At 52.5% G+C, this 21,697-nt stretch carries 18 protein-coding genes; 16 read left to right on the forward strand and 2 right to left on the reverse strand.

Features of this window, described 5'->3' with window-relative positions:
* The first annotated feature begins 11 nt into the window (after positions 1-11).
* The 15 genes from iscX (at position 12) to MJO52_RS04875 (ending at position 18,023) form a co-directional block, all read left to right on the forward strand.
* Positions 12-206 (forward strand): Fe-S cluster assembly protein IscX, encoded by a 195-nt coding sequence (iscX, locus tag MJO52_RS04805; protein ID WP_252084811.1) that lies wholly within the window; start codon positions 12-14, stop codon positions 204-206.
* A gap of 198 nt (positions 207-404) precedes the next feature.
* Positions 405-833: a nucleoside-diphosphate kinase gene (ndk, locus tag MJO52_RS04810; protein ID WP_108731991.1), complete on the forward strand. Its 429-nt coding sequence runs from the start codon at positions 405-407 to the stop codon at positions 831-833.
* Positions 834-896: 63 nt separating this feature from the next.
* Positions 897-2,015, forward strand: coding sequence for a 23S rRNA (adenine(2503)-C(2))-methyltransferase RlmN (gene rlmN / locus MJO52_RS04815; protein WP_252084812.1), 1,119 nt, complete (start codon positions 897-899; stop codon positions 2,013-2,015).
* A 211-nt stretch (positions 2,016-2,226) separates the two neighbouring features.
* Positions 2,227-4,134, forward strand: coding sequence for a cytochrome-c peroxidase (locus MJO52_RS04820; RefSeq protein ID WP_252084813.1), 1,908 nt, complete (start codon positions 2,227-2,229; stop codon positions 4,132-4,134).
* Positions 4,135-4,650: 516 nt separating this feature from the next.
* The gene (locus tag MJO52_RS04825) at positions 4,651-6,585 is read left to right on the forward strand and encodes a cytochrome-c peroxidase (protein WP_252084814.1); all 1,935 of its coding nucleotides are present in this window, start codon (positions 4,651-4,653) and stop codon (positions 6,583-6,585) included.
* 358 nt (positions 6,586-6,943) lie between these two features.
* Positions 6,944-7,723, forward strand: coding sequence for a type IV pilus biogenesis/stability protein PilW (gene pilW, locus MJO52_RS04830; protein WP_252084815.1), 780 nt, complete (start codon positions 6,944-6,946; stop codon positions 7,721-7,723).
* Complete coding sequence (locus tag MJO52_RS04835) at positions 7,713-8,681, forward strand: RodZ domain-containing protein (RefSeq protein ID WP_252084816.1); 969 nt, start codon at positions 7,713-7,715, stop codon at positions 8,679-8,681. The genes pilW and MJO52_RS04835 overlap by 11 nt, the downstream gene beginning before the upstream one ends.
* A gap of 100 nt (positions 8,682-8,781) precedes the next feature.
* Positions 8,782-9,894: a flavodoxin-dependent (E)-4-hydroxy-3-methylbut-2-enyl-diphosphate synthase gene (gene ispG / locus MJO52_RS04840; RefSeq protein ID WP_252084817.1), complete on the forward strand. Its 1,113-nt coding sequence runs from the start codon at positions 8,782-8,784 to the stop codon at positions 9,892-9,894.
* A 63-nt stretch (positions 9,895-9,957) separates the two neighbouring features.
* Positions 9,958-11,220: a histidine--tRNA ligase gene (hisS, locus tag MJO52_RS04845; RefSeq protein ID WP_252084818.1), complete on the forward strand. Its 1,263-nt coding sequence runs from the start codon at positions 9,958-9,960 to the stop codon at positions 11,218-11,220.
* A gap of 69 nt (positions 11,221-11,289) precedes the next feature.
* On the forward strand, positions 11,290-11,994 hold the full coding sequence (locus MJO52_RS04850) for a YfgM family protein (RefSeq protein WP_252084819.1): 705 nt from the start codon (positions 11,290-11,292) through the stop codon (positions 11,992-11,994).
* Positions 11,994-13,157 carry an outer membrane protein assembly factor BamB gene (bamB, locus tag MJO52_RS04855; RefSeq protein WP_252084820.1) on the forward strand — a complete coding sequence of 388 codons (1,164 nt, stop codon included), beginning with the start codon at positions 11,994-11,996 and terminating at the stop codon, positions 13,155-13,157. Before MJO52_RS04850 ends, bamB begins: the two co-directional genes overlap by 1 nt.
* Before the next feature lie 139 nt (positions 13,158-13,296).
* The gene (der, locus tag MJO52_RS04860) at positions 13,297-14,691 is read left to right on the forward strand and encodes a ribosome biogenesis GTPase Der (RefSeq protein WP_252084821.1); all 1,395 of its coding nucleotides are present in this window, start codon (positions 13,297-13,299) and stop codon (positions 14,689-14,691) included.
* Positions 14,692-14,829: 138 nt separating this feature from the next.
* Positions 14,830-16,293 (forward strand): NAD-dependent succinate-semialdehyde dehydrogenase, encoded by a 1,464-nt coding sequence (locus MJO52_RS04865; RefSeq protein WP_252084822.1) that lies wholly within the window; start codon positions 14,830-14,832, stop codon positions 16,291-16,293.
* A 53-nt stretch (positions 16,294-16,346) separates the two neighbouring features.
* A complete protein-coding gene (gene tsaA / locus MJO52_RS04870) occupies positions 16,347-17,036 on the forward strand; it encodes a tRNA (N6-threonylcarbamoyladenosine(37)-N6)-methyltransferase TrmO (RefSeq protein ID WP_252084823.1) in 690 nt (229 codons plus the stop codon).
* Positions 17,037-17,201: 165 nt separating this feature from the next.
* The gene (locus MJO52_RS04875; protein WP_252084824.1) at positions 17,202-18,023 is read left to right on the forward strand and encodes an MBL fold metallo-hydrolase; all 822 of its coding nucleotides are present in this window, start codon (positions 17,202-17,204) and stop codon (positions 18,021-18,023) included.
* Positions 18,024-18,138: 115 nt separating this feature from the next.
* Here the strand turns inward: MJO52_RS04875 and MJO52_RS04880 are convergent, their stop codons facing one another.
* The gene (locus tag MJO52_RS04880; protein ID WP_252084825.1) at positions 18,139-18,933 is read right to left on the reverse strand and encodes a class I SAM-dependent methyltransferase; all 795 of its coding nucleotides are present in this window, start codon (positions 18,931-18,933) and stop codon (positions 18,139-18,141) included.
* 92 nt (positions 18,934-19,025) lie between these two features.
* On the opposite strand from MJO52_RS04880, the gene MJO52_RS04885 reads away from it, so the two are divergent.
* The gene (locus tag MJO52_RS04885; RefSeq protein WP_252084826.1) at positions 19,026-19,508 is read left to right on the forward strand and encodes a GFA family protein; all 483 of its coding nucleotides are present in this window, start codon (positions 19,026-19,028) and stop codon (positions 19,506-19,508) included.
* Between the two features lie 81 nt (positions 19,509-19,589).
* Here the strand turns inward: MJO52_RS04885 and MJO52_RS04890 are convergent, their stop codons facing one another.
* On the reverse strand, positions 19,590-21,218 hold the full coding sequence (locus tag MJO52_RS04890) for a di-heme oxidoredictase family protein (protein WP_252084827.1): 1,629 nt from the start codon (positions 21,216-21,218) through the stop codon (positions 19,590-19,592).
* Positions 21,219-21,697 lie beyond the last annotated feature (479 nt).

Raw genomic sequence — 21,697 nt, forward strand, 5'->3', positions numbered from 1 at the left:
AAGCCAAAACAATGAAGTGGACCGATACTCACGATATCGCTATTGAGCTCTGCGAAGCCCATGAAGATGTGGACCCGCTTACCGTCAATTTTGTTGACTTGCGCAACTGGGTGATGGCGTTACCTGAGTTTGATGACGAGCCGAGCCGTTGTGGCGAAAAGATTCTGGAGGCTATTCAGGCCGCCTGGATTGAGGAACGCGAGTAGTCAGAATGGGTTTAAGGGGGTATTGGTATTGGAGTATAAAAGTCGATCAATACCCCGTATAATCCGCCGGCCGCGAAATGCGGTGATCAAAAATTGAGTACCCCCGGTGGGTATGAAAGGAATACTAGGGAAGAGCAACTGTGTAGGTTGCTCTTTCTATATGTAAGTTAAGTTACAAAAATCAATTTGGAGATAACCATGGCCCTGGAGCGTACCCTTTCCATCATCAAGCCGGACGCAGTAGCCAAGAATGTAATCGGTGAAATCGAGAGCCGTTTTGAGAAAGCTGGCCTGAGCATCGTTGCCATGAAGATGGTTCAACTGTCCCGCGAAAAAGCTGAAGGTTTCTACGCTGAGCATAAAGAGCGTCCTTTCTTCAAAGACCTGGTTGACTTCATGACTTCCGGTCCGGTTGTTGTACAGGTTCTGGAAGGTGAGAACGCTATCCTGGCAAACCGCGACCTGATGGGCGCTACCAACCCGAAAGAAGCGGCTGCTGGCACCATCCGCGCTGACTTTGCTGACAGCATCGACGCCAACGCTGTACACGGTTCCGACTCCGCAGAGTCCGCCGCCCGCGAAGTAAGCTACTTCTTCGCCGACGACGAAATCTGCGCGCGCGCTTAATTAGCGCCACAAATCGCACCGGTCTGTCCGGACCGGTGCAATTCTTCCCCCGAGGTGAAATGAATGACCACAGAGAAAACCAACCTGCTCGGCCTTTCAGTAGAAAAGCTGGCCGCCTTTTTTGAATCATTGGGCGAGAAGCGCTTCCGCGCAGTTCAGGTTTTAAAGTGGATTCACCAGAATGGGGTTGATGATTTTGCTGAGATGACCAATGTCAGCAAGGCCCTGCGTCAAAAGCTGGCGGAAGTGGCCGAAGTCCGTGCCCCGGAAGTATTGAATCAGTGGGATTCTGCCGACGGCACACGCAAGTGGCTAATTAAAGTCTCCGGTGGCAATGCTATCGAGACGGTTTATATCCCCGATGGCGATCGCGGCACCCTGTGTGTCTCCTCCCAGGTGGGCTGTTCCCTGGATTGCAGTTTCTGTGCAACTGGCAAGCAGGGCTTTAACCGCGATTTAACCGCGGCAGAAATTATCGGGCAGGTGTGGATCGCCTGTAAGTCTTTCGGCCAGCTGGACCCAAAAGGACCGCGCAAAGTCACCAACGTGGTGATGATGGGCATGGGTGAGCCATTGCTCAATTTCGACAATGTGGTCGATTCCATGAATCTGATGATGGAAGACAATGCCTACGGTATTTCCAAGCGCCGCGTCACCCTGTCAACTTCCGGTGTGGTGCCCGCATTGGACCGCCTAGCCGATGTGACCGATGTGAGCCTGGCGATTTCCCTGCACGCGCCCAACGACGAATTACGTAACGAGTTGGTGCCGATCAATAAGAAATACCCCATTGCGGTGTTGTTGGATTCCGCTAAGCGCTATATCGAGCGTATGCCGGATACGCACCGTAAAATGACCATTGAATACACGCTGATGCGCGAAGTTAATGATCGCCCGGAGCACGCTGAGCAATTGGCAGAGCTGCTGAAAGAGATTCCGGTGAAAATTAACCTGATTCCCTTTAACCCGTTTGAGCTGTCCGACTACCAGCGTGTGAGCAACAATGCTCTGCGTCGCTTCCAGCAGATATTGCTTGATAAGGGTTATACGGTTACCGTTCGCACTACCCGTGGCGACGATATCGATGCAGCCTGTGGCCAGCTGGCCGGCAGTGTTAACGACCGCACCCGCCGCTCCGAGCGCTACCGCAATGCAGAGCGCCCCGTTCGTATAGTCGGCTGATTACCGAACCCTGCCTGGATGATTTGCATAGTCACTTGCTAGCAGAGATCCGGGCTTGCCCTATCATTTCTGTAGGCCTTAGGGTCGTAATTTCTTTAAAGCCTCTCCATTTTTTTCTGATCTCCCTTTTATTGGTGTCAACCAAATCCCAGGATACTGCGTTAACAGTCCAAAACTTTACGAAAGTGGATGGAAAGGACTGTTAAATTTTATGCGTACTGAAAAAGTGGATTTTAAGGTGTCTGCCAATGTCCTATTGCGATATTTATATTTAATACTCTGTATATCCTTGGCAGCTTGCAGTTCAGGATCATCTGGAGGTGATGATGATACTTCGACACCGAATACTGTAGAGGGTGATTCAGACTCAGACTCAGACTCAGACCCCGACCCGCAATCTGAGCAGGGTAGTGGGCCCGGTAAATTGATTGGACATGCCTTTTCCGGGACCAGCATCGGCCTTGCTTGGGAGCGGGATGGTGAGACCTATTTTGTTTATCGCAATGGTGAAAGAGTCGCGCAAACCAGTAATAACTTTTTTGTCGATAAAAACCTCACGGTAGCGACTGAGTACAGCTACTTGCTAAATATGGTCGATACTGCCAGCGCCTCTGAGGCCGATCAGATTGTTGTTAAGACATTGGTAAATGACACGAATACTGGGCTAAATAACGGCACAGAAGACGATGTCGTAAACGAGCGTATTTCCACTTTTGCCGAGTGTAAAAATGTCTCCAGCGCCCTGGATTTACTCGAGGAAGATCTTGATAACTGCCTGGCAGCAATGCTTGAGCTCAATCGCATGGCCTCTCTTGTTGAGGATATACGTGCTTTTGCCGCGCGTGTTCGCAGCGAGCAGGAACCAGCCATGGTTGAGCTGGGTATGCGCCTGTTCCACAATAAATCCTTGAGTGCCAATCAAGATGCTTCCTGCTCCTCTTGTCACCACCCGGCGATTGGCTGTGGTGGGGATGGTCTATCAATGCCGGTTGGCATTAATGCGGTAGATAGTACGTTGCTAGGGCCGGGGCGCTCTGACGGTATTAATGAAGTGCCGATAGTGCCGAGGAATTCACCAGCGACCTGCAACACTTCGCTCTGGTCTCGTGGCCTGTTTTGGGACAACCGGGTTTCATTGAGTCCTAATGGTGTGTTGCGCACAGATTCAACGGACGTTACCCGAAATACTTCCTCCGTGGTAGGTTCTGGTTCCCTGGCTCTACTGATGGCTCAGGCACACTTCCCTGTTACAGCACCACCTGAGATGGGGGATATCGTCGACTTTGGCTACGATGATTCTGTCGACGAAAACTTTACTGCATACCGCGAAGATATATTGGCGGCGAATCTGGATATCGAAGCTTGGGGGCCGCTATTTACATCCGCTTTTGGTGATCCTGAGATTAACTTTAGCCGTATTGCCCAGGCTATTGCAGCTTATGAGGCGGTGCAGATATTTATAGATAATTCATTTTTTGCCTATGTCGAGGGCAATTTACAAGCGCTTAACGCCGAAGAGAAGCGTGGTGCTATCACGTTCATGTCGAGAGATTCTGGCTGTACCTTCTGCCATAAGGGGGCCTTCTTTACTTCCGAGGCGCTGATGGCTGCTAACTATCCGCAGATTGGAATTGGTACTGACGAGAGTGGCAGTGGAGCCGATTTGGGTGGAGAAGGGTCTTTGGGTTTTGGGGCATTCCGAGCCCCAACTCTGTTAAATGTGGCGATTACCGGCCCCTGGGGACATAGCGGGCAGTTTGGCAGCTTGCGTAGAAATGTCGAGCATTACAGGGATCAGGGTGTCTCAATTGCCAGTTACTTTGCCAATAATGAAATGTGTGATCTTGAACAGTTTAAAGATTTACAGGATTGCCCCAGTAAAGTAGCGCCTAATGGTTTGGTTCTGTCTCAGGATATTCTTGCAGGGAATGATGGTGGTGGTGTCAACCGCCTGACTGATGATGAGATCGACCTTGTTGTCATTTTTCTGGGCACTCTCACTGACCCAGCCGCCGCCAATAGTAGCTCTAATGAGATTCAATTTTTGATTCCTCCCAGAGACGGTGGTCCGGATGGCAAACAGCTGGATGCTAGAAACCGGAATGGGGAGAGTTTGTAATTCCCTGTTTACCTTGTTTTATAGCCAAGTGAATAGCTAGAAAAAAGTCAAAAGTATAGAGGGTATAGTTTTTATACCCTCATACTTATCTTTGCGATTTGTGCAATTAATTTTTTAGGCTGGGTCGCAGTATGGGTAAACTTAGCTTGTAGCCTTCTCAATACCTTTTTCTCTATTTCTTTAAACCCAGAGACAATTCACAGTATCCAATATCACTGTGCCAGCATCAGTGCTTTGCGACTCTCTCAACAGAATTATCTAAGTAAAAGCTTTAGGGTCACTACCTCGGTATCCCATGAAATTGGCAAAAAAGTTCGGTTTCATGAAAAGTATTGTGAGGGCAGGCAACTCTTTCTGCTCCCCAAAAAACTACTTTTAAAAATGTTGGATAGTTCCAAAATATTAGCTTTTGGTGCCGTGCGGGGCACTAGTAGCTCCATTGTCTGTCCAGTGCTGTTCAAAACGATTTTTCAGTGGCGGAGTCGAGCTGTATTTATGAAAACCCAGAGCAATAATTTGCCGATATCATGCGCAGCACTGTTGCGATTAGTGCTACTGCCGCTTGTTTTGTTGGCAGTGGGCTGCAGCTCTGGTTCATCCGGTGGCGATGACAGCTCTGGCTCGGAAACGGTGGAAGCTGACACCGACGCTGGGGGAAATACCGATACAAACTCCGGTGGTGATGATACGGGCAATGGCGGCGACACAGATAATGACGATGATGCAGGCAATGGCACAGAGACCGGGCAAGGCAATGCGCCGAAGGCCTTGATCGCTAATGCTTTTTCAGGAACGAGTATCGGCCTTTCCTGGCAGCGCGATGGGGCAACCTATGCTATCTATCGTGGCGGAGAAAAAATTGCCGAGACAGATAATCATTTTTATGTTGACCATGGCCTTTCGATAAATACCGAGTACAGCTACTCAGTGGCCAGTGGCGATGTGAACAGCGAGAGTGAAACGGCCTGGGTCAATGCGAAAACACTAATCAATAATACGAATAGCGGCCTTAACAATGGTGCGGTTGCGGTACCGGTCCTCGAGCGCCTTGTGAACATTAGTGAATGTAAAAATGTTCGCAGTGCATTGAATTTATTAGATGAAGATCTGGATATCTGCCTGGCGGCCATGCTGGAATCGAACAACATGGCTGGGCATCTGGAAGATATGCGCGCTTTTGCTGCCAGGGTGCGAAGTGAACAAGACCCTGCCATGGTCGAGCTGGGTATGCGCCTATTTTACAGTCAATCCCTCAGTGCCAATGGCGATGTAGCCTGTGCCTCCTGTCACCACGCTGCTATCGGTTGTGGCGGTGACAATCTCTCTATGCCCGTGGGTGTGAATCCATTAGATCCTGCATTGGTTGGCCCAGGCCGCTCTGACGGTATCAATGAGGTACCAATAGTACCCAGAAACGCCCAGCCGATATGTAATGTGGCATTGTGGGGTAGTGGGCTCTTTTGGGATAACCGGGTGGCACTTACCGATCGCGGTATCCGCACCGACTCACGGGACGTCAGCCTCAATACCGAAGCGGCGGTGGGTACTGGCACCCTGGCCCTGATGATGGCGCAGGCGCATTTTCCCGTAACCAATCCTGCGGAAATGGGTGACGTTACTCAATTTGGTTACGACGCGAGTAGTGATAGCGGCACCACCGATTACCGCGAAGATTTAGTGGCGGCCAATCTGGGACGGGAATCCTGGAGTGGGTTATTTAACGCAGCTTTTGGTGACGACCAGATTACTTTCAGCCGTATTGCGCAGGCTATAGCCGCTTTTGAAGCGGTGCAGCTCTTTATCGACAACCCTTTCTTCGACTATGTAGATGGCGACTTGGATGCGCTCGATAATGATGAGAAGCGCGGTGCCATTACTTTTATGTCAGGGAATTCCGGCTGTACTAATTGCCATGCGGGTGCATTTTTTACTACTGAAGGGCCACGGCCTGCGAATTATCCACAAATTGGTATAGGTACCGATGAGAATGGCAGTGGCGCGGATCTGGGGGCGAACGGTGCTGGTGCCTTCCGTCCCCCAACACTACTGAATGTCGCGCTCACTGGCCCTTGGGGGCACAGTGGTCAATTTGCGACGCTACGCAGAAATGTCGAACACTATCGCGACCGTGCGGCATCGGTTAACCAGTATTACACCAATAGCGAAATGTGCGACTTGTCACAATTTTCTGGGTTAACAGATTGTGCCAGTAAGGTGGCGCCCAATGGCCTTGCGCTCTCCCAGGCAATCCTTGCGACCACCGGTGGTGATGCCGGTAATAATCTCAGCGATGCCGAGATCGACCTGGTCGTGCGTTTTCTTGAGACCCTGACCGACCCGGATGCGGCCAACACCTCTTCAAATTCCGTTCGCGCCCTGATCCCTACCCGCGACGGGGGGCCTGATGGCAAACAGCTTGATGCGAGGGATAGCTCCGGTAAGGAGCTCTAGTGGTGGTTTTATTACCAGTATTAACGAAATTTTCTGACTTTTGTGTGGGTTCCGCACTGCCCCGATTTTATTTTGTTATCAGCGAGAGATATCGCCGGGTCAATTGGAATTAATTAGGGGTACACAGCTGAAACTCACGGTGCTTTGCGGCACTATATGAGTCGGGAGGCAGGATCAGCGTCCGGGTCCAGTATCGGAAGAGGCATTGCAGACAGGTTATCTTGGGGACTGCTCTGCCATCACAGTGGGCACACCACTATTTTTTTACTTTGCCCCCGCCCTGGTGCTTGATCGATAGTGATTAATCACTGCGATCCCGCTTGATGGATAGATGAAAAATAAATGTACAGGTGATGTCGTGTCTGCAAATTCTTTTGGCCTGCGGTTCTTAGGCCTGATTCTCACTGTGTTACTGGGAGGGTGTGTAACCACTGGTTTGCCAGAGCGCCAGGAGGTCAATCTGGAGAAGGCTTTGGAAACCCATGTTCAACTGGGTATTCGCTATCTGCAGAGTGGAGAGAACCGCGAGCTGGCTCGCCGCCACTTCAACAAGGCGCTGGAGCTGGGCAAGAAGAATCCTATGGCCCACCATGGCCTGGCTCTGCTGTATCAGGCCGATGGCGAATTGAAGGTGGCCGAGTCCCATTTCAAAAAGGCCCTGCGCTACAGCGACAATTTCTCCATGGCGCGCACAAACTATGGCGTGTTCCTTTACCAGCAGGAGCGCTATGAGGATGCTTTAGAGCAATTTCGTCACGCTTCTAGTGACCTGACTTATAACCGCCGTTTCTTTGCCCTGGTTAACTATGGCCGCACTGCCAATCGCCTGGGCTTAGCAGATGAGGCAGAACGGGCCTACACACGTGCGCTCGCTCTCAACAGCAATCTGCCGGTAGCGCTACTGGAGTTGGCGGAGCTTAAATATGAGGCCGGCGACTATTCTGCGGCCAAACAGTACCTTGATCGTTACAGTGAGAATAAACGCCAGACACCACAATCCCTATGGTTGGGGATACGTATCGAAAAGGTGTTTGGCAACCGCGACAAGGAGCTGAGTTATGCTCTTGCGCTAAAAAATCTGTACCCGTACTCTGCGGAAACACTGAAATATCAGGAGTTGAGTGGTAATGACGGATAGTAACTCCGTGCACCGCGACAGCGGCCAAATCAAATCCAGTACACAGGCTTCTCCCGGTGCGCTACTGCACTCTGCGCGCGAGGCGGCCGGGCTGTCTCGCGAGGAGCTGTCCCGGCGCTTGTGTATTATCGACAATACGGTGGAGTGGTTAGAAGAAGACCTTTACGAGCGCCAGCCGGAAGCGGTTTATGCGCGGGGTTATATTCGCAATATTTGCCGGGAGCTGAGCATTGACTCCGCTCCTGTGCTTACCGCCTACGATGCCGCACGCCCAAAACAGCAGGTGCGTAAAGAATCGCGCCGTATCGAGATGAAAGCCGACGCCTTGCGCCCGGCGCGTAAACACGGCTATGGTCTGTTGGCTCTCCTGCCATTTGTGGTGGCGGGCGCTGTATTTTGGTGGCTCTATGTTGGCCCGGTAAATATTCCCGGTCTGCAGAACTCAGTAGAGCAAAATGCAGCCCCTGCCGAAACTGCTGAGCTATCCGTTGCTGAGCCATCCGTAAATATCAATAAAATAGCATTGGCGGAGCCTGGTTCAACCCAGTTGCAGGTTGCTGAGGCACCGGCGCAACAACTAGAGCCCGCTGGGGAAGATGTCGCGGAGGAGGCTCAAACTCCCAAGCATAATGCGCTTACTGAACCCCAGGTCAGCCTGCAAGCTGAAGACGCTACCGCCCAGCTACCCGCAACCGTTGCGCAGCTGGATGAACAGTTGCAAGGAGCGCTGCGTCTCAGTTTCGACGAGGATTCCTGGGTTGAAGTAAAGGATGCCGAGGGTGTTGTACTGCTCGCCGGTGTTCAGCAAGCCGGCAGTTCCAAGAACCTGGATGGGCGCCCTCCCTTCGAAGTGATGCTCGGTAATGCCCGTGCAACCAAGGTGGTTTACCGCGAGCAAACGATTGAAAGCGACCCCATTGGCAATCGCCGCACCCGCCGCCTTATTGTGGGCAATTAAAGGATCTCCGCCGTTTGGGCGCGAACTCTGTAGGTTTGCGCCCAATCTCTCTATAATCTCCCCCTCGAATTTTTAGCAGCAATACTGCCAGGTCAGCCCTATGCAATTTGAATCTCCCATTGTCCGCCGCAAGTCGCGCCAGATCATGGTGGGTAATGTACCGGTCGGTGGCGATGCACCGATCTCGGTGCAGAGCATGACCAATACCGAAACCTGTGATGTGGCCGCCACTGTGGGCCAGATCCAGCGTCTGGAAAATGCCGGTGCGGATATCGTACGGGTCTCAGTGCCCAGCATGGAGGCCGCTGAGGCTTTCGGGGAAATTAAAAAGCAAGTGAATGTTCCGCTGGTGGCGGATATTCACTTCGACTATCGCATTGCTCTGCGAGTGGCCGACCTGGGGGTGGATTGCCTGCGCATCAACCCTGGTAATATCGGCCGTGAGAAGCGTATTCGTGCGGTGGTAGATAAGGCCCGCGATCTGAACATCCCGATTCGTATCGGTGTAAACGCGGGCTCTCTGGAAAAAGACCTGCAAAAAAAATACGGTGAGCCCACGCCAGATGCACTGGTGGAGTCCGCACTGCGCCATGTTGAGATTCTTGATAGCCTGAATTTTCAGGACTTCAAAGTGAGCGTGAAAGCCTCGGACATCTTTATGGCTACCGCTGCCTATCGCAAACTGGCCCAGCAAATTGAGCAGCCCTTGCACCTAGGTATTACAGAAGCCGGCGGCCTGCGAGCCGGTACGGTGAAATCCGCAATTGGCCTCGGCGCCCTGCTGCTCGACGGTATTGGCGATACCTTGCGGGTATCCCTGGCGGCAGACCCGGTGGAAGAGGTGAAAGTAGGTTGGGATCTTCTGAAGAGCTTGCGCCTGCGCAGCAAGGGGATCAATTTTATCGCTTGCCCCAGCTGCTCACGCCAGAACTTCGATGTGGTAAAAACCATGAACGAGCTGGAGACGCGCCTTGAAGATGTCACCACGCCGTTGGATGTGGCGGTGATCGGCTGTATCGTCAATGGCCCGGGCGAAGCGAAGGAAGCGGATATTGGCCTCACCGGCGGTACACCGAGCCACGCGATTTATGTGGACGGCCAGCCAGACCGCAAATTCAAAAATGAGAATCTAGTGGATGATTTGGAACGCCTAATTCGCGAAAAGGCCGCTGCCAAGGCCGAGCGCGAGGCAGATATCATCGCCAAAGCGTAGCGGGCACGTCTATTGCACTGCCCTATTCGTTGATTTAAGTAATTAGAAATTTAAGGAACAGCGTTGAAACAACTTCGCGCAATTCGCGGCATGAACGACCTGCTGCCGGAACAGTCCCCGGTTTGGCAATATGTGGAAGCCACCCTCAGTGAACTCTTTGCCCGCTACGGCTACAGTGAAATCCGTACGCCGACTCTGGAGGCAACCCAGCTGTTCAGCCGCGCCGTGGGCGAGGCTACCGATATTGTCGAAAAGGAAATGTACACCTTCGAGGACAAGAGCGGAGACAGCGTTACCCTGCGCCCAGAGGGCACCGCAGGCACCGTGCGCGCAGCGATCCAAAACAACCTGCTGATTCAGCCCCAGCGCCTGTGGTATTTCGGCCCTATGTTCCGCTATGAGCGCCCACAGAAAGGCCGTCTGCGCCAGTTCCACCAGTTTGGAGTGGAAGTGTTCGGCATCGAAGGGCCGGATATCGACGCAGAAATCCTGATTATGACCGCGCGGCTGTGGCGTCAGCTGGGTATCGGTGAACACGTCACCCTGCAGTTGAACTCCCTGGGCAACTCCGACAGCCGCGCAGCCTATCGTGAGGCCCTGGTGGCCTACCTAAGCGAGCGCCGCGAGCAGCTGGACGAGGACAGCCAACGCCGCCTGGAGCGCAATCCCTTGCGTATTCTCGACAGTAAAAATACGCAAACCCAGGAACTGCTCGCCGAGGCGCCCTGTCTATTGGATTTCCTCGATGAGGAATCTGCCGCCCACTTTGCCCAGTTGCGCGAGCTACTGGATGCAGCAGGGGTGAAATACGAGATCAACCCCAAACTGGTGCGCGGTCTCGATTACTACGGTAAAACCGTTTTTGAATGGGTGACCGACAGTCTCGGTGCCCAGGGCACTGTCTGTGCCGGCGGCCGCTACGATGGTTTGGTAGAACAGATGGGTGGGAAGCCCACTCCAGCAGTTGGCTTTGGCCTGGGTGCCGAGCGCCTGGTATTGATGTTGGAAACCCTTGAAGTACTACCGGAGAGTCTGGCGCAGCAAGTAGATGCCTACCTGGTGGCGGTGGGTGATGTACAATCAGCCGCCTTGGCTGCCGCCGAACAATTGCGCGACGAGCTACCATGGTTGCGTCTACAGGCGCACTGCGGAGGTGGAAGCTTTAAGAGCCAAATGAAGAAAGCGGATAAAAGCGGTGCCGATTACGCACTGATTATCGGCGAGGATGAGGCTGCAAATGGTCAGATTACAGTGAAATATCTGCGCTCCGAGCAACAGCAACAGACTCTCGCGCTCACGGAACTTGCGGCATTGCTGCAGGGCTGATTCAAATACTCAGGGTGGCGGTGGCCCCCGCCAGGATAGTTAGAAACCACAGGAAAGGCGATTTACCCAATGTCTGAGCATCTTACCGAACAAGAACAAATAGAAACGCTGAAGCGCTGGTGGGCGGAAAACGGCAGGGGCATTCTTACCGGCATAGTCCTGGCTCTAGCCGGCTACTTTGGTTATCAATGGTGGCAGGGTGACCAGCGCTCCAAGTCTGAGGCGGCCTCGGACCTTTACCAAGGTTTTATCCAGGCGGTATCCGCTAATGACAACCAGCCAGACAACAAGCAGCTGACTACTGCGAAGTCACTCGCCGAGCAGCTGAAAAACGAGTACGGCAGCCGTATCTACGCTAGTCAGGCCTCTCTGCGCCTGGCCGCAATTGCTGTGGAAAAGAATGACCTAGAAGTCGCGCAGACTCACTTGCAGTGGGTGCTCGACAACTCCAAAGAAGATGCCATGAAGCTGCTGGCCAAGCGCCGCCTGGCCACGGTGATTGCCGCGCGCGGCAAACCAGATGAAGCTTTGAAGCTGATTGAGGGCAGTGTGCCCCCGGCCTTTGCCGCCCTCTATTCTGAGACGCGCGGTGATATTCTCCGACAGAAAGGCGATGACGCCGGCGCGCGCAGCGCCTACGAACAGGCTTTGACCGAGCTGTTACCAGAGCAAGCGGGCAGTACCCAGCTGCTACAACTCAAAGTTGAGAGCCTAGCAGTGGCCTCTGGCGAAGAGCAGAAACCAAGTGAACCAGCACCTGAGGGAGGCGAATAATGGGATTTCTCAATCGCGCTGTGGGGCGCACCGCAGCGGTTGCCCTAGCGGTAGCTCTGGGTGCCTGCGCCTCCAACGAGAGTAAGGAGGATGTCGAGCCGGTAGACCTGGTCGATTTCGCGCCTAGTGTTCAGCTGCGCGAAGTCTGGTCGGCGGATGTGGGCAGCATCGACGAGAAGCGTTATGCGATGCTGCAGCCGGGTCTGGCTGACGGTAAACTGATTGCCGCCAGCAGCGACGGTGAAGTGACCGCTTTTGATCGCAGCAGCGGTAGGCCCCAGTGGGAAACCGATCTGGATATTGAATTGAGCGGTGGTGTCGGTGTTGGATTGGGTATCGCTGTAGTTGTCGACTATCGCGGCCGTGCGGTGGCCCTGGACTTGCGAAATGGCGCTCAACTGTGGACCTATCAAGTCTCTGGTGAAGTGGTCTCCGCTCCGGCAATAGGATCCAGTGTTGTGGTCCTGCAAACCGTTGACGGTAAGTTGGTGGGCCTGGATGCCAGTAGCGGTGAAGAGTTGTGGAGCCAAACCACCACCTTGCCGGTACTGACTCTCCGCGGCACCGCGGCCCCCGTGATAAGCGGCGGTCTGGTAATTGCTGGTCTCGATAATGGCAAATTGGTTGCCCTGGACGCCCGCGACGGTATCACCCGCTGGGAACAACGCGTTGCCATTCCGCAGGGTTCTGCTGAATTGGAGCGGGTTGTGGATATCGATGGGTCGCCGGTAGTGCGCGGTGATCTGGTGTTTGCCGCCAGCTACCAGGGTCGTGTTGTCGCTTTATCCAAGGAAAACGGTCGTGGCCTTTGGGCGCGTGATGCCTCTACCAACCACTCAGTGGCTGTTGGTGGAGGGCATGTGTACCTGAGCGGCGCCTCGGGCAGTGTATACGCTTACAATGTGGGCGCTGGCCAGATCGCCTGGAGTAATAATGAATTACTGCGCCGCGAACTGAGTGGCCCGGCTTATTTCCAGGATGTTGTGATTGTCGGCGACTTGGAAGGTTACCTGCATGTGCTTGACCCCAGTTCCGGTCAGTTTATCGGCCGCGAAGAGGTGGATAACGATTCGATTCGTATCCCCATGCTGGTGGATGGCGACCTGTTGTTTGTCCTGTCTGATGACGGCAAGTTGGTAGCCCTGACCCTCGCTCGGAGCTAAGCGCGCAATATTGCTGTGGCGGACAGGCAGTCCGCTTTTGGGCGCCAGCCCGCAAAAGGAGCCTGCTTCGCAGGTGAATTGAAATCGCCCGCCTTGTGCGGGCGTTTGTATTTATTTATTAGGCTAAAGCCAGAATTCTATGCTGCCAGTTATCGCCCTGGTCGGGCGCCCCAACGTGGGCAAATCCACACTGTTTAATCGTCTTACCAAGAGCCGTGACGCCTTGGTGGCTAATTACGCCGGTCTTACTCGCGACCGCAAATATGGCGAGGCCGAAATCGATGGACGCAAGGTACTTCTCGTAGATACCGGCGGTATCACCGGCGGAGAAGAGGGCATTGATGCGGCCATGGCGCAGCAGTCTATGCAGGCTATCGAAGAAGCGGATATCGTGCTGTTCCTGGTGGATAGTCGCGATGGCCTGACCCCGGCGGATGAAATGATCGCAGACCGGTTGCGCACTCGCTCAAAGCCAACCTTCCTGGTGGCCAACAAGGTCGATGGCGTCAACCCGGATATCGCCCTGGCGCCCTTCTATGAGCTGGGGATCGGTGAACTCTTTCCCACCACTGCCACCCACGGTCGTGGTGTGCGCAGCCTGATGCAGCGCGTGGTTGAGGATCTCCCTGAGGTGGCGGCTGAAGAGGAGCCGGAGGAGGCCACCGGAATCAAGATTGCCATTGTTGGGCGACCCAACGTGGGTAAATCTACCCTGGTCAACCGCCTGCTCGGCGAGGACCGCGTAGTGGTATACGACCAGCCTGGCACCACGCGCGACAGCGTCTATATCAATTATGAGCGCGATGAGAAGCCCTATACCTTGATCGATACTGCCGGTATTCGCCGACGCAAGAACATTAAGGAATCGGTGGAGAAGTTCTCTATCGTCAAAACCCTGCAGGCGGTGGAAGACGCCAATGTGGTGGTGCTGGTGATTGATGCTCGCGAGGGCCTGGTGGACCAGGATATGCACCTGATGGGCAGCGTGATTCAGGCCGGGCGAGCCTTGGTGGTGGCTCTGAACAAGTGGGATGGCCTGGAGGCAGATCACCGCGACTACGTGAAAACGGAGCTGGAGCGCCGCCTGCGTTTTGTCGAGTTTGCCGACGTGCACTTTATTTCCGCCCTGCACGGCACTGGCGTTGGCCATTTGTACGAGTCTATCGAGGCCGCCTACCAGAGTGCGACAGATAAACTCTCCACCAACCACCTCACGCGTATTCTGCAATGGGCAGTAAGTGAGCACCAACCACCGCTTGTGCACGGCCACCGTATCAAACTGCGTTACGCCCATGCGGGCGGCCAGAACCCGCCGGTGATCGTTATTCACGGCAATCAGACCGAACAGGTGCCTGCGCACTATGTACGTTATCTGGAAAAGACGTTCCGCAAGGCCTTGGAGCTACACGGGACACCGGTGAAAATCGAATTCCGTACCGGTGACAACCCCTACGCCGGTAAGAAAAACAAACTGAGTGATCGCCAGAAGGCCAAGAAACGCCGCCTGATGAAGTTTGTGAAAAAGAAAAAATAAAGTTCCACACGCCTACAAGCCAGAGTGTCGCCAATCCCCCCCTTGTCTTGCACTGCGGGGGGCATTTTACGGGTTAATATCCTTAGCGGTAGATCGCGGATCCGACCGGGATCATGGACGACACCTCAGGAGATGGCGATGCTGGAGCTGAAAAAACCCGCGCTATTGCGCACCCAGTCCTATATCAACGGCCAGTGGGTCGATGCCGATTCTGGCGCTACATTCGACGTTAAAGATCCGGCCACCGGCAAGGTAGTGGCCAACATAGCTGACCTTGGTGCCGATGAGACCCGTCGCGCTATTGAGGCGGCCAGTGTTGCCTGGCCAGACTGGGCCGCTACTCCGGTTAAGGAGCGGGCCAAGTTACTGCGGCATTGGTACAACTTGGTGATCGATAACACCGAGGACTTAGCCAGAATTCTTACTGCCGAACAGGGGAAGCCCCTCTCTGAGTCACGCACAGAGATAGTCTACGGTGCCAACTATATCGAGTGGTTTGCCGAGGAGGCTAAGCGCATTTATGGCGATGTCATAGCGCCCCCCACCAACGACCGCCGCATCGTGGTGATCAAGCAACCTGTTGGGGTCACTTGTTCAGTCACGCCATGGAATTTCCCCAATGCCATGATCGCCCGCAAGATGGCGCCGGCCCTGGCGGCCGGTTGTCCATTTATCGCCAAGCCGGCCCATGAGACGCCATTATCCGCCCTGGCGCTGGCGGTACTGGCGGAGGAAGCGGGTATTCCCCCGGGTATCTTCAATATTGTGGTTGGTCAAAATGCGCCGGCCATCGGCACCGAGATGACGAAGAATCCTCTAGTGCGCAAGTTTACCTTTACCGGTTCCACTGCTGTGGGTAAGAAACTGCAGGCGCAGTGTGCTGAAACCATGAAGAAAACCTCCATGGAGCTGGGCGGCAACGCGCCATTTATTGTTTTTGATGATGCGGATCTGGATGAGGCAGTGAAAGGTGCCATTGTCTGTAAGTACCGCAACGCCGGGCAAACTTGTGTCTGCGCCAATCGTATTTTTGTACAGGAAGGGGTTTACGAGGCTTTCGCGGAGAAATTTGCCCAGGCAGTTAACGCGCTAACAATGGGGAATGGCTTTGCAGAGGGAACCGATATTGGCCCTATGATTACCGTCAAAGCGGTCGAAAAGGTGGAGGGGTTGGTAGAAGATGCCCTACAAAAAGGTGCGAAAACTCTGGTTGCTGGCGGACCCGATGCTATGGGCGATCAGTTCTATGCACCCATAATACTGGGAAATGCCACTGAGCAAATGAATCTGTTTAAAGAGGAAATCTTTGGTCCCGTGGCACCACTGTTTAAATTCTCCACGGAAGAAGAGGTGATTCGCATGGCTAATGATACCGAGTTTGGCCTCGCCTCTTATTTCTATTCCCGTGATATTGGACGGGTTTGCCGAGTGTCTGAAGCGCTGGAGTACGGCATGGTGGGTGTGAATGAAGGGATTATCTCCAATGAAATGGCGCCCTTTGGAGGTGTAAAGGAATCTGGTCAGGGACGGGAAGGTTCTAAATACGGTATTGAGGACTACATGGAAATAAAATATTTGTGTATTGCTGGTGTCGATAAATAATTCCCGCAATTGGTTTAAAATATCGGGCTCATTATTGGTTGTCTGGATTTTCCATGGTTGTTGAGCCCATTGCCCGTGTGCACTCCTGTTTTGGTGAAAAATTTGGTGTTCCCCGTCAGCCACTGCTCGCCGATGCCAGCCGGGCCAGTATCGAACTTCTACCGCCACTGAATGTGGCAGATGCGGTAGCGGGGCTGGAGGAAAACAGTCATATCTGGGTTGTTTTCCAGTTTCACCAGGCTGCCGGGCAATGGTCCGCCAAGGTCCGTCCTCCGCGTCTGGGTGGTAATAAAAAGCTCGGTGTACTCGCCACTCGTTCCCCCTTTAGGCCCAATAATATTGGTCTTTCCGTGGTGCGTTTACTGGAAGTGCGCACCTCCCCCAAAGTGGAACTGATTGTCGGTGGAGCTGACCTGGTAGACGGCACACCTGTGTTGGATATCAAACCCTATGTGCCCTATGCCGATGCCCTAGACCATGCTGAAAGCGCTTTTGCCGATGCCGCTCCCGCATTGATCACTGTAAATATCCCGGAAGCGATTCTTCACCAAGCCAAGGCCTATAAAGATGACTGGGGCACTGATTTGCCGAAGTTAATTGAGCAGGTTCTGGCACAAGATCCCCGGCCCGCTTACCAAAAAAACGATCCACAGCGAATTTATGGCATGGCGCTGTGTGGGTTCAATTTATGTTGGCGCTACACGGAAAGAGGGATTGAGGTGGTGTCGCTGGAAGTATTTTGAGAACAGTTTACTACTGGGTTAGGGGATTTATGCCTCACTTGGGCCTTCTTGCTTGTCCCCTTATAGAGATTAGTAGTGATATGTCACCTACATTCGAGGAAATTGCAATTTCTCCGCTTGTGTCACTTGCCTGAAAATACTCCAAAATCTGTAAGAGAGTTCCCCATGTCGGTAAGAGAAACATTTAATTATCAGGGCCTGGAGGCAATCCGAGTTGGCCGCCTGAATATGGGGGTCAACACCACATTTGTCGTTTATAGGCTTAATGGCACAGTAATAGATACTGGCCCTAGTAACCAGTGGAAATATGTTAAGCCGTTTATTGAAAATACACCGCTAAAACAACTATTGCTGACTCACCACCACGAGGATCACAGCGGCAACGCCGGTGCTATCCAAAAGCTCACCGGCGTGCAGGCTTTTGCTCCGGACTTAACTATAGGGATATTAAAAAGGGGGTTTCGTATTCCCCCCATGCAAAAACTATTCTGGGGAACTGCTGGAAAAGCCGAAGTAGCGCCACTGCCAGAAGATATCCGCATTGGCACTGAAGAAGTGCAGCCCCTATTTAGCCCTGGTCATGCCAAAGATATGACCTGCTACCTGTTGCCTGAGCGTGGCTGGTTGTTCAGTGCAGATTTATATATTGCCAATTACTTAAAGTTTCTTCGCATCGATGAGGATATTCCCATCCTGTTAAACAGTATCAAAAGTGTATTGGAGTACTCCTTCGAAGTCATTCTCTGTCCCCATAGAGGAGTTGTAGAAAATGGCTGGCAGCAGTTAAAGCAGAAGTACGAGTTTCTGTTGAATTTATCTGCAGAGGCACAGCAGCTTGATCAGCAAGGGCTGCCATTAGAACAAATCAGCGAGAGTTTGCTGGGAAAAGAGGGCTTGGTAAGTATTTTAACTGGCCACAACTTTTGTAAGAGAAACTTAATTGCCTCTTGCTTGAAGGTGGACCTAGATACAATGGCCCGTTCGTGATTTTATTTTGTTGATACTTTTTCAAAAGTTTACAGAGAATGATTAAGCCCTAAAAAGTTAGCAGCTAAGGGTGATTTGAGTTCACTAGCTTTAAAATTAATACATGGATGCCGATTTATTTGACGGCTTCAATAATAAATCGCTTGATGCGTACTCCAGCATGTTTATGCATTACTGGATGTATTTTTTTGTAGTAGGCATCCATCACTTGTTGGGCGAATTCTTGTCTTTGCGAGTTCTGCAGATGTCGAAATTGAGGCACCCAAGATAAGAAAAACGCTGTGAGCGTGTCTTGGGTGCCAAAATTTTCCACATGATGGATTTCATCGATCCTGGGCAGGTAAAATCCAGCTTCCTCGATATAAGTGCGCATCTCATTTAGGGAATAATGGTTGTAAGGATCGAGAAAGTTCTCAAAATGTGACTGCCATTGATTATTGTTTTGGAATTCGTATACCGTATCCCAGAAATTCTCATGGTCAACCTGAAAGCCGACCACAATCTTGCCATCCTCTCGTAAGTGTTTGTAAAAGCCATTCCAGACTTTCTTCTGGTCTGCCACCCAGTGCAAGCAGCTGAATGAAAAAATAATGTCGAACTGCTTATCAAACTGAATCTCATCGGCGCTCATCTGCTCGAAGGAGAGATTGGGTACGCCGGAGTGGGCTTTGCGGGCGTGGCGAATCATATCCTCAGTGAGGTCCACACCGACGATTTTGCCACTCTTGAGGTGTTCGGCTAGATAGCGGGTGATTCTGCCATCGCCACAGCCCACATCGAGGATAGTACTGGCGCCTTGATAGTTGCAGCGCTGGATAGCTTCCATGGCGTGCCGCCACTGCATGGAGGAGGCCTTTATATATTCCTGGGCCTGCCACTTATCGTGTCTGACGGGCTTATCTATTGCCATGGCGGCATAACCCTTGGTTGTGGGACCGCTAACCAGTCTAGCCTAGATACAGTCATTGGAGGTGTAGTTAAGACAAGCGGGGAGAGTTTACATTGAAACTAAAAGGTTCCTGTCACTGTCAGTCGGTGCGATTCAACCTTACATGTGCACAACCTTACCCATTTAACCGCTGTTACTGTTCGATTTGCCGCAAGACGGCTGGGGGAGGGGGCTATGCCGTTAACCTGGGAGGGGATTACCAGTCGCTGACGGTAAAGGGGAAGGAGTTTATCTCAATGTATCAGGCAATATTGCGAGATAAGTCTGGCAGCAATAGTGCCAGCCCGGCGCAGCGCCATTTTTGTTCCCGCTGTGGCAGTGCGCTTTGGTTGTGGGACCCCCGCTGGCCAGATCTGGTCCATCCATTTGCCTCTGCGATAGATAGTGAACTTCCCGTACCACCGGAACGTACCCATATGATGCTGGCCTTTGCCAAAACCTGGGTAGAGCCGGATATTCGAGCCGCGGACAAGCATTTCGATGAGTATCCAGATGAGTCACTGGCAGAGTGGCATCAACGCCATAATTTTTACTGAGATGTGAAAGGGGCGACTGGGTTGCATGAAGTTGGGGCGAACCGATAGGCCGCCCCGGTTAGATTGTGGGTTTTTAGAGGCTTACTCTGGAGCCAGGTAAAGTACCAGGTTATCCAGGAAATTCAGCAGGTCGGCTTTGTCAGCATCGCTAAGGGCTACAAACTGCTCTTTACTGGATTGTGCATCCCCTCCGTGAAACAGAATAGCTTCCGTCATGGTGGTGGCGCGGCCATCGTGTAGATAGGGTGGTGTGGAGCCTACTCCCCACAAGTTTTCGGTAAGGAATACCGAGGCACCCACGTTGCCCTCATCGAACTCCTCAGCCATGGCTCGGCCCATATCGTGGCGCTTCAGGTCGCCATAGAGGCGTACAATTGCTCCGCCATTCTCGGACTCCTCGAACTGTCCCAATGTCTGGCCGGAAGGTAGCTCCTGAGGGTTGTCGAGAATATCTGTCAGCAGGTTAAATTGCAGGGAGGTAGTGGGTAACCCGGCAATGTTGCCCGCTGGGTAGGTCTCATCGCGATAGCTGGCGTGTTTCGACGGTTCATAAAATACTGGTGAGCTGACTTCCATCTCGGGAGAGTGGCAGGAGGCGCAGCTGATAGAGGAGAAAATTTCCTCGCCATTTTGAATGCTGGCAATATCTGCCTCACTGAGAGGTAGCCCGTAGGTTTCCCTTTCCTCTTCATTCAGGGTATCAATCACGCTGTTCAATTCGAGCTTGGTGACTGGCCGTGGTTGTGCAGCATTGTAGATTGCCAGTGCGGTGATATCCCCCACGCTCAGTTCGTTGCTGACAGAGTCGAAGTCGCTATCGGCATCACCGACCAGTTCGGTGGCCTGCATACCGAGCTCCTGGTGCGCAGCACCTCGCACAAAAGCACGTACGAAGCCGGTGAGTCCCTTCCACTCAAAGGGGCGCACAACAAGATCTGTATCAATGCCAGCGAGATTGTCGTAGTTGACGTTTTCACAGGAAACGGATATTTCACCAAAATTCACCCCTTTGGCTACCATTTCCACAGTGGCACTGTCACCGGAGGCACAACTGTCGTCGACAGCCTGATCCCTGAGGTTGTGTAATTCGGTGGTCATTTCCTCGGCCACCAACTGTACCGCGCCCATGCCGAACAGGTGCGGGGAGTTACGCTCAATAAAGCCTTTTTGTTTACGCTCTGGGTCCATACGGATCACGTTATCGTTCACACCACCGCCGCCATCGGCAACGGGAACATTGTGACAACTGATACAGGAATCACCGTTGGGGCCTGTAGCTCGATGGGGCAAAATATTGGCCCAGGCCCTTGGGCCTCTGAGATCAGGGCGCGGAAAACTGGTGAAGCGCTTACCGTTGCCGACATTGACACCTACCCCATCGAGCGCGTTGTAGTTCATTTCAAATAGCTCATCACCTTCTTCGAAAGCATGAACATAGGCCTCAATTGGGTCCATTGCTTCCAGTGTGGCCTGATCAATATGGCCACCGAGGTGTATTTCCACAGCGCCAGCTTCCAGAATCTGGACGGTGTTAAAGATTGAACTGAAATCGAAGGGTTGTTGCTTGGGTGGCCGCGGACCTTTTCTTGCGTTCTTAGGTACCCGATGCTTGTCATGTTTAGAACCAAAGTCCGCGAGGACTGGAGGTGCAATAAATGTTAGGGCCGATATTGCCAGGGAAATAGGCAATAAGTGTCTTCTGGAAATCATCAGCTATATCTCCCGGTACGAAATAGAATGCGGATGGAGCAGTATATTTATGAAAATGCACGGGTAGAAAGTGCGGCAATTTATCCAGGGGCTGATCAGTCAGTCTCAGGAAAAATTGCTAAATAGATTCTTGGTGAGGATATTTTTATTCCCACAAAGTGCATTTCAATAAAGCTTAAATGCATCCTTGCAAGCCGCTTACGGAAAACCGTTTGCGGAAGTAGGCTCAAAAAATAGGGAGATTTGCTGATAGTTGGCTTTTTTAGAGAGCTAACTTTCTGCTAGAGCTAATGCCCTAAGTACGACCCCAGATATTAATTTTTGCCCATAACCCTCTGCGCTGCTGCACAGACCTTTTGTATTTGTCTTACGTGTCTTAGTTGTCATCTCGGCGTGTGAAGTTCCCATTAATTTAGATAAATTAAAAAGTTGTTTTTCGATGACAGTGGGCCTCTTGGTAATGGTGGCCAGTACTTTAA

The sequence above is a fragment of the Microbulbifer variabilis genome (genome assembly GCF_023716485.1).
GTDB lineage: Bacteria > Pseudomonadota > Gammaproteobacteria > Pseudomonadales > Cellvibrionaceae > Microbulbifer > Microbulbifer variabilis_B.

Coding starts and splice junctions, on each gene's coding strand:
- iscX (WP_252084811.1), top strand. CDS start 12: ATGAAGTGGACCGATACTCACGATATCGCTATTGAGCTCTGCGAAGCC.
- ndk (WP_108731991.1), top strand. CDS start 405: ATGGCCCTGGAGCGTACCCTTTCCATCATCAAGCCGGACGCAGTAGCC.
- rlmN (WP_252084812.1), top strand. CDS start 897: ATGACCACAGAGAAAACCAACCTGCTCGGCCTTTCAGTAGAAAAGCTG.
- MJO52_RS04820 (WP_252084813.1), top strand. CDS start 2,227: ATGCGTACTGAAAAAGTGGATTTTAAGGTGTCTGCCAATGTCCTATTG.
- MJO52_RS04835 (WP_252084816.1), top strand. CDS start 7,713: ATGACGGATAGTAACTCCGTGCACCGCGACAGCGGCCAAATCAAATCC.
- ispG (WP_252084817.1), top strand. CDS start 8,782: ATGCAATTTGAATCTCCCATTGTCCGCCGCAAGTCGCGCCAGATCATG.
- MJO52_RS04850 (WP_252084819.1), top strand. CDS start 11,290: ATGTCTGAGCATCTTACCGAACAAGAACAAATAGAAACGCTGAAGCGC.
- bamB (WP_252084820.1), top strand. CDS start 11,994: ATGGGATTTCTCAATCGCGCTGTGGGGCGCACCGCAGCGGTTGCCCTA.
- der (WP_252084821.1), top strand. CDS start 13,297: ATGCTGCCAGTTATCGCCCTGGTCGGGCGCCCCAACGTGGGCAAATCC.
- MJO52_RS04865 (WP_252084822.1), top strand. CDS start 14,830: ATGCTGGAGCTGAAAAAACCCGCGCTATTGCGCACCCAGTCCTATATC.
- tsaA (WP_252084823.1), top strand. CDS start 16,347: ATGGTTGTTGAGCCCATTGCCCGTGTGCACTCCTGTTTTGGTGAAAAA.
- MJO52_RS04875 (WP_252084824.1), top strand. CDS start 17,202: ATGTCGGTAAGAGAAACATTTAATTATCAGGGCCTGGAGGCAATCCGA.
- MJO52_RS04880 (WP_252084825.1), bottom strand. CDS start 18,933: ATGGCAATAGATAAGCCCGTCAGACACGATAAGTGGCAGGCCCAGGAA.
- MJO52_RS04890 (WP_252084827.1), bottom strand. CDS start 21,218: ATGATTTCCAGAAGACACTTATTGCCTATTTCCCTGGCAATATCGGCC.